We start from the raw sequence: 15,969 nt of genomic DNA on the forward strand, positions 1-15,969 counted from the left end.
CCAGCACCTCGACGGCCCGAGCCGCTCGACGGCCCGAGCCGTCGAGCGGCTCGGGCCGTCGAGCGGCCGGAAGGCCGGGGACGGGTACGGCGCCGTACCGCACCGCCCGTCGACCGACTCATCCAAGCACCGCTCACCGGCCCGTGCCGCCGGAGCCCGCCGGGCGGAGGGTGGAACTGCTGGTGGACCCCCTCGCCATGAAGGCAGCTGCCCGAGGGACGACGGTCGGACCTGGGGGTCAGTGCTGCTCGTCGAACCTGTTCGCCGCGCCCGCCTGTGCCTCGCGCCCGGGGAGGTCGAGGCGTTGGTGGACCAGACGGGCGAAGTGGCTCACCGTGCGCCCGGTGGCCAGATCCGCCGGCGCGAGGCGGACGGCGAACAGATCACGGACGCTGACGAGGAACTGCATGCCGAGCAGGGAGTCGAGTCCGAAGTCGGTGACGGGGCGGGTGGGGTCCAGATCGGCCTGGTCGGTCTGCAGGACTCCTGCGAGGAGTTGACCGAGTACGTCGGTGATCTTTTGCACCGCCTCGTCCGCCGGCAGTCCCGCCAGCGTTCCCAGGAGCTCGTCCCGGCCGTCCGGAGAGGCGAGGGCGGAGGACGGCACCAGGGCGGCGAACCGCGGGGTGGCCAGAGCGGGCAGCAGGTGACGTGCGGTTCCCCAGCGGTAGCGTCCCGCTCCGGCGACGTCGGTGCCGGCGGCGAGGAGGTGGCCGGCGGCCTTCAGGGCCTCGGCGGGGGTGAGGAGTTCGAGGCCGCGTTCGGACATGGCCGTCTCCATGCCGCTGCGGGCGACGTAGCCGGTCTCGCTGATGGGCCCCCAGGCCAACGCCGTACCCGGCTTGCCGGCGTTGAGCCGGGCCCGGGCGAGGGCTTCCAGGTAGGCGTTGGCCGCCGCATAGGCGGCCTGGCCGGGGTTGCCGATGGTGGCGGAGACGGAGGAGTAGGTGAGGAAGAGGTCCAGGCCGCGGTCCGTGGTGAGCCGGTCCAGCAGCGCCGCGCCTGCCGCCTTGGGCGCCAGCACGGCGGCGAACCGGTCGTCGGTGAGTTCGGACTGCGGTGCGTCGTCCAAGTGCATGGCCGCGTGCACGATGCCGCGCAACCGGTGCCCTGTGGCGTCCACGGTCTCGATGACCCGGCGCAGTGCGGTCTCGTCGGTGACGTCGGCGGCGTGGGCCGTGACGTGCACGCCGCGGTCGGTGAGTTGCCGGAGCAGGGCGGGCGCCTCGGGAGTGTCGGATCCGCGACGTGAGAGCAGGGCCAGATGCCGGGCTCCGTGGTCTGCCAGCCAGTGGGCCGTGGCGGCACCGAGCCCGCTCAGCCCGCCGGTGATCAGGTAGGTGCCGTCGTTGTCGAGGGTGGGGGTGCCGCGGGCGGGTTCGACGAGGACGGGCTCGTCCAGGGGGTCGAACGTGATGACGACCTTGCCGGTGTGCCGGGAGTGTTGCAGGAGGTGGAAGGCCTCCTCGACGCGGGCGGCGGGGTAGACCGTGTGGGGCAGCGGCCGGTAGGCGCCGCAGCCGATCTGTTCGTCGAAGACCGCGACGAGACGGGAGCGCAGGGCCGGGGACTCCATGACGGCGTCGAGGTTGAAGGCGGTGAAGGTGAGGCTGCGGTGGAAGGGGCGCAGCGTCATCGGATTGTTGAGGTAGATGTCCCGCTTGCCGAGCTCGACGAACCGTCCGTTGGGGCGCAGGAGGTCCAGGTTGTGGGCGATGGCCTCGCCGCTGAGGGAGTTCACCACGACGTCGACGCCCCGGCCGCCGGTCAGCTCCCGGACCCGGGGGACGAAGTCCAGGCTGCGGGAGTCGAGGGCGTGTTCGGCGCCGAGCGTGCGGAGCAGGTCCCGCTTGGTCTCCGTGCCGGCGGTGGCGATGACGCGGGCGCCCTGGTTGCGGGCGCATTGCAGGACTGCCATGCCCACGGCTCCCGCGCCACCGTGTACGAGTACGGTCTCCCCGGGGGCGAGGCAGGCCTGGTTGACCAGGGTGTGGTGGACGGTCAGGAAGGCGACGGGGAAGGTCGCCGCCTCCGCGAAAGTCATCCCGTCGGGGATGCGGACGAGGGCGGTGGCCGCCGTTGTCGCGTGGGAGGCGAGGGCCGCGGGCACGAGGCCGCAGACCCTGTCGCCCGGCTTGAGGCCGCGCACGCCTTCTCCCACGGCGCGTACCAGGCCGGCGCCGTCCGTTCCCAGCCCCCGGCTGAGAGGGCTGTTCTCCACCGCTTCGGGCGGGAGCAGGCCGTTGGCCCGCATGGGGTCGCGGTAGTTCAGAGCCACGGCCCGCATCTCGAGGGCCACCTCGCCCGGCCCTGGTTCGGGCAGGTCCGTCCGCCGCCAGACGAGCCGTCGGTGCAGGCTCGGATTGCGGACGTCCAGAAGGAACGGCGTGCCGGCGGGGGCGGCGGGGGGCTCGTCCGCCGCGTGCTGGACGTGCCGGGGCACGAAGCGGCCGTGCGCGGTCAGGACGATCTCGTCCTCCTGACCGCTCTCGTCGTTGTCGGTGGAGTTGTCGCTGGAGTTGGCGGCGGAGACGTCGGTGGAGTTGGCGGTGGAAAGGAGTTCCGCCGCAAGACGGTGTGCGTCGGCGGCCGTCGCCCCGGTGCGTTGCCAGGACAGACGTCGCACACGCAGGTCGGGGCGCTCGTTGGCGAGTGTGCGGCATGCTGCCCACGCGGCCGCGTCGTCCGGATGCGTGGGCTGCTCAGGGGCAGGGAACAGGCCGGTCGGGCGGGTGACGAGCCACAGCTGGGGGCTGGTGCGTCCCTGGAGGCTGTCGCAGGCTGCGGTCAGGGCACGCAGGAGGGCCGCGCGGCGGGTGGTCAGGGTGACGACGGTCTGCCGCGGTCCGGGTTCGGCGAGCAGCAGGACCACGCGCGGCTCGGGTGCTGCGGTCAGTAGCCCGGACCAGTCCTCGGCCTGCTCGGACGCGGCGAAGACGGTGGCCTCGCCGAGCAGGGCCGCCAGTGCCTGCGCGGTCGGCGTCTCGGTGTCGTCCTCGACGGCGACGACCCAGGAGCCCCCGGGGGCGGGAGTCGGTACCCCGGTCTCGGCGGCATGGCCGCGGGTGGCTGCCGCGAGGAGGACGGAACGGTCCTCGGGCCCGATCTGCACCGGATCGGGGAAGCCGCACCGGTGCAGCAGCGGTACCCACTGCTCGCGGGCGAGGATGCGGGAGACGGGGCGCAGGGAGTGATCGCCGCGCTCCCAGAAGTCCTCCCCCGTGCCGAACAGCAGGGCGTCCAGCTGGGCGTGGTGCGCTTCGGTGGCCAGCAGATGTCCGCCGGGGGCCAGTACGGTGTGCAGATGCCCCAGGGTCGCGGCCACATCGTGGGTGGTGTGCAGGGCGTCGCCGGCCAGGACGAGGTCGAATCCGGCTCGGGGCAGGCCCTGGCCGGTCAGGTCGGTGTTCAGGTCCAGGACGCGGTAGTCGACGACATCGTGTCCGGCGAAGCGGTGTTCGGCGCGGGTGAGACCGGCGCCGGTGGCGGCGGTGCAGGTGTAGCGGGTCCGGTCGGCCGGCAGCATGGGCAGTGCGGCGGCCGTCAGGGCGCCGGTGGTCGCACCGACTTCCAGGACACGCAGTGGGCGGTCGGCGGGCCACCGGGCGACGATGTCGCCGAGAACGGCCTGCACGGCACGGTGGGTGAAGCGGTGGGCCGGCGCGGTCTCGCGGAGTTGCTCGTACGCGCTGTCTCCCGGCGGCAGCAGATCGTGTGCGTCGACGCGGCCGCGCACCACGTCGGCCAGGTGGCGCAGATGCCGGTTGAGGAGCAGTGTCTCGGAGCCGAAGGCGGGGTGGTCCTCCACCAGGCCGCGCAGCAGTGTCTCTGGGCGGATCTCGGCGTCGGTCAGCTGCCAGGTCTCTCCGGCGGGGCGAGCGAGACCGTGCTCGACCAGCAGGGGCATCATCAGCCGCACCAGCCGGCGGTGCTGGGGCCGGAGGCCTCCGCTCACCAGGTCACGCATGGAGAACGGGGCCGCCGGATCGGCGAGAAGGCCGTGCAGTGTCTTGGCCCACCAGTGGGCACCGGTCTGTTCGGTGGCGGTGACGAAGCGGTGGTGGCCGCTGTCGTCCAGGGCGGCGCATGCCGCGGTGATGCGGGACCCGGCCGCGCACGCCACCTCGGCGGGAGTGGGAAGCGGAGAGGGAAGCGCGGGTGCGCCCGGGTGCGGGGCGGCCCGCAGAACGGTGCGCTGGACGGCCAGCGGGGTGTGCTCCGCCATGCCGCCTCGACGGGTACGGCAGCCGTCGATCTCGGCGGTGACCGTGCCGTCCGCGTCCGCATAGGTGATGTCCCAGCAGATCTCGTTCGCGCTGCGGCTGCGGCGGCGCAGATGCACGATCCCGGTGGACGCGGGGGCACGCCATACGCGCACGGACCCGAACACCGTCGGTAGGAAGCCGGCGGATTCCGCCGTGAGTTCGGACAGGGCCACGGTGGCCTGCAGCGGTGCGTCGAGAAGTACCGGGTGGGCGGTGTAGGCGTCGGCGGGGTGGCGGAGCCGGTAGGAGACCAGTACCTCCTCCTCGCCGACCTCCAGGTGCTCGATGAGCTGGAAGGCGGGCCCGCAGTTCAGTCCGACGCGGTGGCACGTCCGGTAGAAGTCGGCACCGTCCAGACCGTGGTGACAGCGTGCTCGCAGGGCGTCGACGTCGAGGGGGGACGGTGCCGTGCCGAGCAGGGTGCGGACCTGGGCTCGTACGACGGGCCGGCACTCGCCGCCGTGTTCTTCGCGGACGCTGATGGTCAGGGCGCCGTCGTCGGGAGTGACGGAGGTCTGCAGGGCGACCGGTGTCGGATCCGGCCAGGGCAGCGCCAGGGGGCGGCTGATCTCCAGGTGTCGTACCTCGACCGGGCGCTCCATGGCGCGGAGGCCGGCGCTCAGCGCCATCTCCACATAGGCGGCGGCCGGCATGAGTACGTCGTCCCCGATCTCGTGATCGCCCAGCCAGGGCACCAGTTGAGGCTCGACCGTGCCGTGCCACACGGGGTGCGGCGCGGGCATCCGCTCGCCCACCAGCGGGTGGTCGAGCGCGCCGGAGCCGCTGGTGCCCGCGAGCCGGTCCTCCGCGGAGCCGTGCCAGTACCGTTCGTGCTGCCACGGGTAGGCGGGCAGCTCGGCCACCCGGCCGGGTCGGGGGAAGTGCGGCCGCCAGTCGGTGGTCGGGTCGGCGGCGAGCAGCGCGGCGACCGTGCCCGCCATCTCGCGCGGGCCGTCCCCGTCCCGGTGCAGGGTCGCGACGTAGGAGACGTCCGTGTGGCGCAGGTAGGGGCGCAGTACCGGGTGCGGGCCGATCTCGACCACACTGCCGGCGCCCTCGGACACGAGGTGGGTGACGGCCTCGGCGAAGCGGACCGGCTCGCGGACGTTGCGCCACCAGTAGCGCGCGTTCAGTTCCGGCCCGCTGAGCGGGGTGCCTGTGACGGTGGAGACGAACGGGATTCGGGCCGTGCCGGAGGTCAGCCCCTCCAGAGCGGTGCGCAGCGGTTCCTCGATGGGGTCCATGGCACGGCTGTGGAAGGCGTAGTCCAGGTCCAGCTCTCGGAAGAACACGCCGCGCCCGGCCAACTCAGCGCCCCATGAGGCCAGTTCATCCGCGGATCCGGCGACGGTCACGGCACGGTCGCTGTTGATGCCCGCGATCTCCAGCGCGCCTTCGTAGCGCAGCAGTTCCTCACGGGCCTGTTGCTCGGGCAGACCGACGGCGGCCATGCGGCCCCTGCCCGCCGTAGTGGCCTGGGTGCGGCTGCGTTCGGCGATGACCAGCGCCGCCTGGTCCAGGGTCAGGGCCCCGGCGGCGTGGGCGGCCGCGACCTCACCGACGCTGTGCCCGGCCACCGCCCGCGGCCGCAATCCGTGTGAGGCCAGCAGCGCGGTCAGGCCGACCTGTACGACGAACAGGGCGGGCTGCGCGACCTCGGTCCGCTGCCAGGTACGCGGGGAGGGATACGCCAGTTCCTTGGCCACCGACCAGCCCAGGTGCGGGGCGAGGGCGGCGTCGGCCTCCTCGACGGCCGCGCGGAAGACCGGCTCGTGCTCCAGGAGATCCGCGGCCATGCCCGGCCACTGCGAGGCGTTGCCGGAGAACACGAAGACGATGCCACCGTGCGCGTTCCCTCGCACGATCGCCCCGCGGGCGAGTTCTCCGGCCGCCAGCCGGTCCAGCTGCCGGGCGGCGTCCTGCGGGTCGGTGGCCATGACCGCGGCGCGGTGCGGGTGGGCGCTGCGCCGCACCGTGCTGGTGTGGGTCAGGTCGTAGAAGTCCTCGGGCCGTGTGGCCCGCAGGCGCTCCGCCGTCGCGGTGGCCAGCTGCTTCAGCGCCTTGGGAGAGCGTGCGGAGACGACCAGCGGCAACGGCCCGTGGCCCGGGGTCCCCTCCGCATCGGGCCGGGGCGCGGAAGGGGGCGGGATCAGGACGGCGTGGGCGTTCGCTCCACCGAAGCCGAAGGCGTTCACGCCCACCGCGGCCGCTTGCCCCGGGGGCAGTCGGACCGACCCGACCGTCGGGGACAGCCCGAGGCCGTCGAAGTCGATCGCGGGGTTGAGCGGAAGGGCGTGCAACGACGCGGGCGCGATCCGGTGGCGCAGTACCAGAATCGCCTTGAGCAGGCCCGCCATCCCGGAGGCGGGCTCCAGGTGGCCCAGATTGGTCTTCACCGAACCGATCGGCAGGGGGCCGCCGCGCCGGTGGCGGGCCAGCGCCCGGCCGATGGCCTCGGCCTCCGCCGGGTCCCCGACCTGGGTGCCGGTGCCGTGGGCCTCGAAGTACACCAGGTCGTCCGCGCTGATCCCGGCTTCCGCGTAGACCGCGTGCAGCAGCGCCTCCTGGACCTCGGCGCTGGGCACGATCATGCCGGTGCTGCGGCCGTCGGTGTTGTTGCCGGTGGCCGCGAGCACGGCGTGGACGCGGTCCCCATCGGCCAACGCGTCCTCGAGTCGCTTGAGGACGAGCACCGCGCCGCCTTCCGCGCGGACGAAACCGTCGGCGTCCGCGGAGAAGGCCGCACAGCGTCCGCGCCGCGACAGCATGCCCGCGTAGGAGAATCCGGCGAAGGAGTAGGGGCTGCTCAGCACGTTGACGCCGCCGACCAGGGCGACACGGCTGGAGCCCTCGCGCAGGGTGCGGCAGGCGCGGTCCACCGCGACCAAGGCGGAGGAGCAGGCGGTGTCGATGGCCATGCTGGGCCCGCGCAGGTCGAAGGCGTACGACATCCGGTTCGCCGTGATGGACAGCGTGGCACCGGGCATGGTGTGCGGGCTCTTGTGGTCCTGCATCAGGGTGAGCGTCGTGCCGTAGGCGGGGTCGGAGACCCCCACGTAGACGCAGGTGTCCGATCCTGCCAGCGACTCGGCGGGGATGGCGGCGTCGTCGAGCGCTTCCGCGGCCATCTCCAGCAGGAGTCGCTGCTGGGGGTCGATGTGCCGCGCCTCCGCGGGCGAGATTCCGAAGTAGGCGGCGTCGAAGGAGGCGACGTCCGTGAGAAACCCTCCGGCGGCGGTGTAGCTGCGGCCGGGGCGAACGGCCCCGGGGTCGACCATCCTGTCCCTGGGCAGCCGGTCGGCGGGCATCTCACCGACCATGTCCTGCCCGTCACGCAGCACGGACCACAGGCCGTCCAGGTCGGTGATGCCTCCGGGAAGCCGGCAACCGACGCCCACCACCGCTACGGACCGTTCACGCTGCCGCTCTGTCACGTCTCCGCCTTTTCACGCCGATTGCAGACTTCTTGCGGATTTAAAGGCATCGCGGGAATGAAAAGCCAATGTCTGCCACTCATTGGGGTGAAGGTCGCTCAGCAGCCGAATTTTCGGTCCGCCGGACGACAAGGCGTCGCTACGGTTGCGCGGTGCCCGAACCCGCCCGTGCCCGCATCGCAGCCGTCGCCGCCCACTTGCCGACCCGTTACCGGACCATGGACGAGATCCGCGAGAAGATCGCCAAGAGCGGAGACTACGCACCGCCACCCGGCCTGCTCGAAGATCTCACCGGAGTGCGCGGAGTCCATGTGCGAGGCGAGGGAGAGGACGCCTCCGACCTTGCCGTAGCGGCCGCCCGCAAGGCACTCGACGAGGCGGGCCTACGGATCGGCGACGTCGATCTGCTGTTGTTCGCCGCTACCGCCTCGGACCTGATCGAACCTGCCACGTCGCACCTGGTGGCCGCCAAGATGGGCGCCACCTGCCCGGTGTTCGACGTGAAGAACGCCTGCAACAGCGTCCTCAACGCCATGGAGACGGCCGCTTCGTTCATCGCGACCGGCCGCTACCGCACCGTATTGATCGCCTGCGGAGAGGTCGGCTCGCTGGTGACGCGCTGGAACGTCCCCGACCGGCAGGCACTGCTCAGAGCCCTGCCCGGCTACACCGCGTCCGACGCCGGCGCCGCGATGGTGCTCAGGGCCGGGCCCGGGGGCGAGGACGGCCCGGGCGTCGTCGCGATGCGCTTCGTCAGCAACTCCGCCGCCTGGGAAGCCTGCACCGTGTCCGGAGGAGGAACCATGCACCAGCGTTCCGTCCACGACGACCACACCACGCTGCGTCTGAACGGCGACCTGCGTCAGGGGTTGCTCGACGTGCTTCCCGAAACCCTGGCCGTTGCCGGGAACGAGCTTGCCGCCGCCCGCGCCGGCGCCTTCGTCGCCTTCCATCAGATCGCGATGCCGCAATACCGACAGATGCTCGACATGTTCTCCCTGCCCGAAAGCCTGTGCATGCCCGCGGTGGCCGAACACGGCAACTGTGCGGCGGCCTCACTCCCCCTGCAGTTGGTCAAGGCGCGGGAAGCCGACCGCGTCGAAGACGGGGACGTCGTGGCGATGATCGGCGTGGCCAGCGGTTTCAGCTTCGGGCTGGCTCTCGTCCGATGGTGACCGCACAGGCCGGCCGTACGCCGGCACTCCGCGCGACGGACCGTGCCGCAGCACTGGAACGACTGATGCCGGGCTACCCCGCACCTCGGTACTGGCGGCGGGTGCCGGCCACCGGACAGCACTACGTCGACCTCGGCTCCGGGGAGCCGGTGCTCTTCCTGCACGGCAATCCGTCATGGAGCTACGCGTGGCGCAAAGTGGTCGACCGGCTCTCCCCGCATGCCCGTTGCCTGGCACCGGACCTGCCGGGCTTCGGTCTGTCCCGGCATCTGAGGCCGGCCGCCGGGATCTCGGACCCCTACCGCGCCCAGCTGGACCACCTGGACCTCCTCCACCGGCACCTGGTGCAAAACGAGGGGCTGCCCGAGCGCGGCTGGACGCTCGTCCTGCACGACTGGGGCGGACCGCTCGGCATCGCCTGGGCCCTGCGGCACCCCGAAGTCGTGGCCCGTCTGGTCATCTGCAACACCGTGGCCTTCCCCTGGCCCAGCGACTTCCGGCTGCCGTTCTACCTTCGGTGGATCCGTGACCATCCACGGGTGGCCGACGTCGTGCACCTCACCAACGGCTTCGCGCGCGCCGCGGTGCGCGCCGGGGTGCACCACCCCCTGCGTCCGGCCGAGCGCCGGGCCTACCTCCGGCCCGTCGCCCGGCGCGCCGAGCGCCGGGCCGTCACCGACGCCGTCCGTGCCATCCCTCGTGACAACGCCGATCCCGTGTGGCGGCTGCTCGAACCGCCCGGCACCGACGCCGGTCCGACCGCCCTGCCCATGCTCATCTGCTGGGGCATGCGCGATCCGGTGTTCACCCCGGATCTGCTGGACGAGTGGGCCCGCCGCTGTCCCCACGCAAGCGTCCACCGGTTCCCCGAGGCCGGACACTACGTGATGGAGGACGCCGCCGCGGAACTCGGTGACCGCGTCCGCGACTTCCTGCGAGGAACCCGATGACCGCGACCGTCCCGGGCCTCGTCGCCCGCCTGGCCGACCGGCCCGACGCCACCGCTCTCATCCGCTGCCGCGAGGGGACCTCGCGGACGATCAGCCGCGGCCACCTGGTGCAGGGGTGCCACAGCACCGCGGGGGCCCTGCACCGGGCCGGTGTACGGCCCGGTCACAAGGCCGTCGTGATGACCCGCGACGCCTACGACCTCACCGTCGTCGTGTACGCCCTGTGCTCGCTGGGCGCCGTACCCGTCCTGATCGAACCTCGCGCCGAGGTGCGCCGCTGCCTCCAGGACATCGCGCCGGACGTCTTCGTCGGCGAACCGCCTGCCCAGCTCGGACGCCTGGTCCTGGGGTGGGGCCGCCCCCACGTCCGCATCTCCCTGGTCACCGGCCGGCCGCTGCCGCTCGCTCCGGGCCGGCATCTGGCGACCCGAGCGCCGGGCGGCGGCGTCCCGGTCCCGCAACCACGGGAGCCCGGCGGTGACGAACTGGCCGTCATCGCCTTCACGTCCGGTTCCACCGGCCGTCCCAAAGGCGCGGAGTACCGCTACGCCACCCTGGCGGGACAACTCGACGCGCTCACCACGCTGCTGGCTCCCCGGCCCGAGGACGTACTCCTCGCGGGATTCCTTCCGATCGCGATGCTCGGCCCCCTCCTGGGCCTGACCACCCTCGTCCCGGCCGTGAACCACCTGTCCCCGGCACGCACATCGCCGAACGAACTCGTCGAGCCGATCCTGAAGCACCGAGTCACCAAGATCGTCGCCTCGCCCGCCGTACTCACCCTGATCGCCGGTCACTGCGCCCGTCACGGCATCGCCCTGCCCTCGGTCCGGCAGATCCTCTCCTTCGGCGCCCCGCTCCGTCCCCACCTCGCCGAAGCGCTGCGCAAGGCGGTGCCGGACGCCGCCGAGATCCTCAGCGTCTACGGCGCCACCGAGTGCCTGCCCGTCTCCGCGATCGACGACCACGACCTGCGGACCTCACGCATCCGGCCGCCCGCCGGGCAGGCCGGTACGTGCCTGGGCCGACCGCTGCCCGGCGTCCACCCCCGGATCGTGGACGCGGACCCCACCGGACTCGGAGAGATCGCCGTCGCCGGTCCCACCGTCAGCCCCGCCTACCACGCACGTCCTGACGCGGACGCCGCCACGAAGAGCGTCACCAGCCATGGCGTACTGCACCGCACCGGAGACCTCGGCCGGCTCGACGACCAGGGCCGGCTGTGGTTCCTCGGCCGCAAGGCCCACCTGGTCACCACCGCCGGCTCCACCATGACCACCGAGGACGTCGAGACCGCGGCCGACACCGCTCCAGGCATTCGCCGCACCGCTCTGGTCGGCGTCGGCACGGCCGTATGCCGGCTGCCCGTCCTGTGCGTGGAGCCCATGCCCTCGACCCCCCGTACCGCGGCCCTGGAAGCCGTACGCACCGCCCTGAGAGGCCATCCGGAAGGGCACCGCATCGACGTCCTGCTCCTGCATCCCGGCTTTCCCACCGACCCCCGGCACAACTCCAAGATCGACCGTCCACGGCTGGCGGACTGGGCCGCCAAGCGCCTGCGCAGGAGGACGCGATGAAGGTACTGGTCACCGGCGGAAGCGGTTTTCTGGGGCTGGAGATCTGCCGCCAGTTGACGGGACGCGGCATCGCCACGTCCTCTCTCTGCCGCCGCCCCAGCACGGCTCTGGAACAGCTGGGAATCCAGCAGCACCTGGGCGATCTCGCCGACGCGAACGCGGTCTCCCGCGCGGTCGCCGGGTGCGACGCCGTCATCCACAACGCGGCTCTGGCCGGGGTCAGCGGCCCGATGCGGCTCTACTGGGCCCCCAATGTCGTCGGCACCCGCAACGTGATCGAACAGTGCCGCGCCCACCGGGTGCGCAGGCTCGTCCACACCTCGACCGCCAGCGTCGCCTTCCGGCCCGGTGGCCTCGAAGGCGTCACCGAGGACCTGCCTCGTCCTCCCGGCCACTTGGCCGCCTATCCCCAGAGCAAAGCCGCCGGCGAAGCCCTGGTCCTCACGGCCCACGGCCCGGAGCTGGCCACCGTCTCGCTGCGTCCGCACATCATCTGGGGCCCGGGCGACCCCCACTTCGCCCCCGCCCTGGCGCGCGCCGTACGGGCAGGCCGCCTCCTGATGCCGGGCGACGGCGGCAATCTCGTCGACACCACGCATGTCCGCACCGCCGCCCACGCCCACCTTCTCGCCCTGGACCGCCTGCAGCGGTCGTCCGAGGCCGGCGGTCGCGCCTACTTCATCGGCCAGGGCGATCCGCGCCCCTTGCGCGAGATCGCCCACCGCTTCCTGCGTGCAGCGGACATCAACGCCCGGTGGTGCGCCGTCCCACCACGTCTGGCGACGGCCGCGGCCGCCGTCAGCGACGCATGCCTGCGCACCGTCCGCAGCACGCGCACTCGGGCCCTGAGCCGCTTCCTGCTGGCGGAACTGCTGCAACCGCACTACTTCGACCTGACCGCAGCACGCCGCGAGCTGTCCTTCGAACCGCCGATCGGGTTCGAGGCCGGCCTCGCGGAACTCACCCGGACCACCCCGTCCGCCTTCGACGACAGCGAGGACTCGCCGTGCCCGACACCTACGACACCCTCCGTTCCGTCCTGACCGGCTCCTTCCGTGTCCCGGAGGACGTCATTCATCCGCAGGCCACGCTGGAGCAACTGGGCCTGGACTCCCTGGCCCTGACGGAGCTGGTGCTCATCCTGCACGAACGCCTCGCGGTCAGGATCAGCAAGGAGTACACCGCTCCCGGCCGCACCGTCGCCGAGGTCGCCGACCACGTCGACGCCCTGCGCTCGGCCGGCACCAAGACGGTGGCACCCTCATGACGGCGCCCGTCGCCGTCACCGGTCTCGGTCTGATCACCCCAGGCGGAGAGGACGCCGACGCCACCTGGAGCGCGGTCTGCCGCGGCGTGAGCACCGCGGCGCCCGACCCGGCGCTCGCCGGCCTGCCCGTCGACTTCTCCTGCCGTGTCCCTCTCTCCTGCGACGCCCTGGACCAGCGCATCGGACGGACCGCCTGGCGTATGTCACGGGACGCGAAGCTCGCAGTGCTCGCGGCCCGGGAGGCCGTACACGACGCCGGCCTCGACCCCAGGACCTGGAACGGTGCTCGGGTCGCCGTCGTCGTCGGCTGCGGGCTCGGAGCAGGCGCGGTACACGAAGAGCAGGCCAGGCGCCTGGAGGAACTGGGCGCCGACATGGTCTCGGCGCTCACCGTCTCCCAGATCCTCCCGAACATGGCGGTCGGCGAGGTGTCCATCGACCTCGGGGCCCGCGGCCCCGGTCTCGCACCGGCCACCGCCTGCGCCTCCGGCGCCACCGCCATCGCCGTGGCCCGCGACCTCCTTGTGTCCGGCCAGTGCGACATCGCGGTGGCCGGAGGCACGGAAGCGGCGATCAGCCGCCTGGTGACCACCGGCTTCTGGCGCCTGGGCGCCCTGTCCCGGCGTGTCGACGCGGTCGTCGAGGCGTCCCGGCCCTTCGCCGTCGACCGTGACGGCTTCGTCCTGGGGGAAGGCGCGGGCGTCGTCGTCCTGGAACGCGTGGAAGACGCCGCTGCCCGCGGCGCCCGCTCCCGTGCCCGGCTGGTGGGCTGCGGCAGCACCTCGGACGCCCACCACCCCACGGCTCCGGACCCAGGAGCGGGCGGTGCCGAGTCGGCCCTGCGCACCGCGCTGGCACAGGCCGGGCTGGCCGCACACGATGTCGACCACGTCAACGCGCACGGCACCTCCACCCCGCTCAACGACGCCGGGGAGGCGGCTTTGATCGCCCGCGTGCTGCCGCACCGCCCCAGCGTCACCTCGTCCAAGGGCGTACTCGGCCACGGTCTGGGCGCGGCAGGGGCCGTCGAGGCGGCGCTGACCGTACTCGCCGTGGAGCACCGCACGGCGCCACCGATCGCCAACCTGCAAGCTCCGGCACCCGGGTTCGACATCGACTGTGTCACCAAACGACCACGCCGGCAGGACATCCGCGCAGCCGTCAGCCATTCCTTCGGCTTCGGCGGTCACAACGTCGCCCTCGCTTTGGTCAGGGCCGCCTGATCGGGGTGCGCGGCGGGGTCAGCGCCGCGCGCAGTACCGGGGTGAGTACGCGGCGGGTCTCGACCGGGCTGAGGGCGGCGGGGGTGGGAAGCGGGTTGAGGTACCGGGTGTAGATGAGTCCGCCGAGGACCGTCACCACGGCAGTGGCGCGGGCGGTGGCGTCCCGGCCGCCGAGAAATTCAACAAGCCGGGCCAGCAGCTCGTGTTCCAGGTACTCGCGGATGACCTCGGCGGCCTCGTCGCCCTGGGCCGTGAGCTGGACGAAGCCGGCGTCCTCCCAGAGGTCGGTCACCGCGTCGACCAGCCGCCCGGGGAGGGTGGCCCGATCTCCGTCGAGAACGTCGTCCACCGCCAGCGCGTTGGCGCACTGGAACTGCATCACGTCCGCGAACAGGCCCTTCTTCGAACCGAAGTGGTACCCGATCAGCGCCGGGTCGACCCCGGCCGCCCCGGCAACCGCGCGCAGGGTGGTGCGCCGGTAGCCACGCTCCAGAAACAGCGTGTGTGCCGCCGAGACGATCGACTCGCGGATCGGAGGGTTGCCGCGAGGGCGGCCCCGGGCGCGGCCGGAGGCGGGGGTGTCCTTATTCATCAGCGTTGAGCCTGCGTTGCGTGATCAGCACAGTCAAGGGAGTTCCGGCCACCGCACGAAGGGACGACCCGACACCATGCCTATCGAGATCTTCGGCGCCGACCACGGGCGTCGTCACCACAGCCGCACGGCCGAACATCGCCAAGCCGATCCGGATCGAGGCCCTGAAGGAGAAGCGAGCCACGGGCCCGTCGAACTCCCGGCCTCCGCGAGGGAGTTTCTGGCACTCCCCCGGATCGCCACCCTCACGACCCTCCGCCTTGACGGCACCCCGCACGTCACCCCCGTCCGCTTCACCTTCGACGCGGCAACCGGCCTGGCCCGGGTGACCACCCGGGCACAGACCCTCAAGGCCCGCAACGTGCTGGCGGGTGGGGCGACGGCCCGTGCCGCGCTCTGCCAGGCGGACGGTTTCCGCTGGGCCACCCTCGAAGGCCGAGCCACCGTCACCGACGACCCGGCTCGGGTTTGTGAGGCAGTCCGCCGCTACACCGTCCGCTACCGCGCGGCCCCGCCCGCCCCTCAGGACCTGGTCGTGGTCGAGATCGTCGTCGACCGGTTCCTGAGTCTCAGCCTCTGACCCCCGTACCGAAAGCGAAGTGACAGCGTCGTGCCCACGCTCCCGATTCTCGACTCCACCCTGCACTACCGCGAGTCCGGCGACCCCGAGGGGCTGCCGTTCGTCTTCCTCCACGGCAATCCCACCTCCTCCCACCTGTGGCGAAACGTCCTGCCGGGTGTGGCCGCGCCGGGCCGCCGCCTGCTGGCCCCCGACCTCATCGGCATGGGTGACTCCGGCAAGCCCGACCTCGCCTACTCCTTCGACGACCACGCCCGCTACCTCGACGCCTGGTTCGACGCCCTCGGCCTTGCCGAAGCCGTCCTGGTCGGCCACGACTGGGGCGGCGCTCTCGCCTTCGACCGCGCCGCCCGTCTGCCGGGCAGCGTTCGCGGCCTCGCCTTCACCGAGACGATCGTCAAGCCGCTGGTCGGCGACGAGTTCCCCACGGCCGGGCGGCGGTTGTTCACGCTCCTGCGCACCCCTGGGGTGGGCGAGGAGATGGTTCTGGAGAAGTCGCTGTTCATCGAGGGTCTTCCCGACACGCTTGCCACCCCCCTCGACCCGGCCGACCTGGAGGTCTACCGCCGCCCCTTCCCGACCCCCGAGAGCCGCCGCCCGGTACTGGAGTGGACGCGCATGATGCCGCTGGACGGTGAGCCGGCCGACGTCGTGTCCCGCATCGAACGCTTCGATGCCTGGCTGGCCACCAGCCCCGAGGTACCCAAGCTGCTCGCCGCATTCGAACCGGGCCCGGGCGCGATGACCGACCGGAGGGCCGTGGCCTGGTGCGAGGAGAACATCGCGGGCCTGGAGGTGTCCCGTCACGGCCTCGCCGGCCACCACTCCCCGGAGGACCGCCCCGCGGAGCTGGCCGCGGCGATCAGCGCATGGGCAGGCCACCACGGGCTGCCCGCCCGGGGCTGA

At 72.5% G+C, this 15,969-nt stretch carries 10 protein-coding genes; 8 read left to right on the plus strand and 2 right to left on the minus strand.

What is annotated here, in order from left to right:
* Positions 1-238: 238 nt before the first annotated feature.
* Positions 239-7,699, minus strand: a complete 7,461-nt coding sequence (locus ACGH7X_RS05360) for an SDR family NAD(P)-dependent oxidoreductase (protein WP_399882131.1) — start codon at positions 7,697-7,699, stop codon at positions 239-241.
* Positions 7,700-7,851: 152 nt separating this feature from the next.
* On the opposite strand from ACGH7X_RS05360, the gene ACGH7X_RS05365 reads away from it, so the two are divergent.
* From ACGH7X_RS05365 to ACGH7X_RS05390, 6 genes are read left to right on the plus strand one after another with little or no spacing between them, the layout of a single operon-like run.
* Positions 7,852-8,874 carry a 3-oxoacyl-ACP synthase III family protein gene (locus tag ACGH7X_RS05365; RefSeq protein WP_399882133.1) on the plus strand — a complete coding sequence of 341 codons (1,023 nt, stop codon included), beginning with the start codon at positions 7,852-7,854 and terminating at the stop codon, positions 8,872-8,874.
* Positions 8,868-9,824, plus strand: a complete 957-nt coding sequence (locus ACGH7X_RS05370) for an alpha/beta fold hydrolase (protein WP_399882135.1) — start codon at positions 8,868-8,870, stop codon at positions 9,822-9,824. Before ACGH7X_RS05365 ends, ACGH7X_RS05370 begins: the two co-directional genes overlap by 7 nt.
* A complete protein-coding gene (locus tag ACGH7X_RS05375) occupies positions 9,821-11,401 on the plus strand; it encodes an AMP-binding protein (RefSeq protein ID WP_399882137.1) in 1,581 nt (526 codons plus the stop codon). The genes ACGH7X_RS05370 and ACGH7X_RS05375 overlap by 4 nt, the downstream gene beginning before the upstream one ends.
* A complete protein-coding gene (locus tag ACGH7X_RS05380; RefSeq protein WP_399882138.1) occupies positions 11,398-12,444 on the plus strand; it encodes an NAD-dependent epimerase/dehydratase family protein in 1,047 nt (348 codons plus the stop codon). The genes ACGH7X_RS05375 and ACGH7X_RS05380 overlap by 4 nt, the downstream gene beginning before the upstream one ends.
* A complete protein-coding gene (locus ACGH7X_RS05385) occupies positions 12,408-12,668 on the plus strand; it encodes an acyl carrier protein (protein ID WP_399882140.1) in 261 nt (86 codons plus the stop codon). Before ACGH7X_RS05380 ends, ACGH7X_RS05385 begins: the two co-directional genes overlap by 37 nt.
* Positions 12,665-13,891: a beta-ketoacyl-[acyl-carrier-protein] synthase family protein gene (locus ACGH7X_RS05390; RefSeq protein ID WP_399882142.1), complete on the plus strand. Its 1,227-nt coding sequence runs from the start codon at positions 12,665-12,667 to the stop codon at positions 13,889-13,891. Before ACGH7X_RS05385 ends, ACGH7X_RS05390 begins: the two co-directional genes overlap by 4 nt.
* Here the strand turns inward: ACGH7X_RS05390 and ACGH7X_RS05395 are convergent.
* Positions 13,878-14,483: a TetR/AcrR family transcriptional regulator gene (locus ACGH7X_RS05395; protein ID WP_399882144.1), complete on the minus strand. Its 606-nt coding sequence runs from the start codon at positions 14,481-14,483 to the stop codon at positions 13,878-13,880. The genes ACGH7X_RS05390 and ACGH7X_RS05395 overlap by 14 nt on opposite strands.
* A gap of 76 nt (positions 14,484-14,559) precedes the next feature.
* Between ACGH7X_RS05395 and ACGH7X_RS05400 the strand changes: the two genes are divergently transcribed.
* Both ACGH7X_RS05400 and ACGH7X_RS05405 read left to right on the plus strand, forming a co-directional pair.
* Positions 14,560-15,063 (plus strand): pyridoxamine 5'-phosphate oxidase family protein, encoded by a 504-nt coding sequence (locus ACGH7X_RS05400; RefSeq protein WP_399882146.1) that lies wholly within the window; start codon positions 14,560-14,562, stop codon positions 15,061-15,063.
* Positions 15,064-15,093: 30 nt separating this feature from the next.
* Positions 15,094-15,969 (plus strand): haloalkane dehalogenase, encoded by an 876-nt coding sequence (locus ACGH7X_RS05405; protein WP_399882148.1) that lies wholly within the window; start codon positions 15,094-15,096, stop codon positions 15,967-15,969.

The sequence above is a fragment of the Streptomyces sp. BBFR51 genome, assembly GCF_044591655.1.
Classification (GTDB): Bacteria; Actinomycetota; Actinomycetes; order Streptomycetales; family Streptomycetaceae; genus Streptomyces.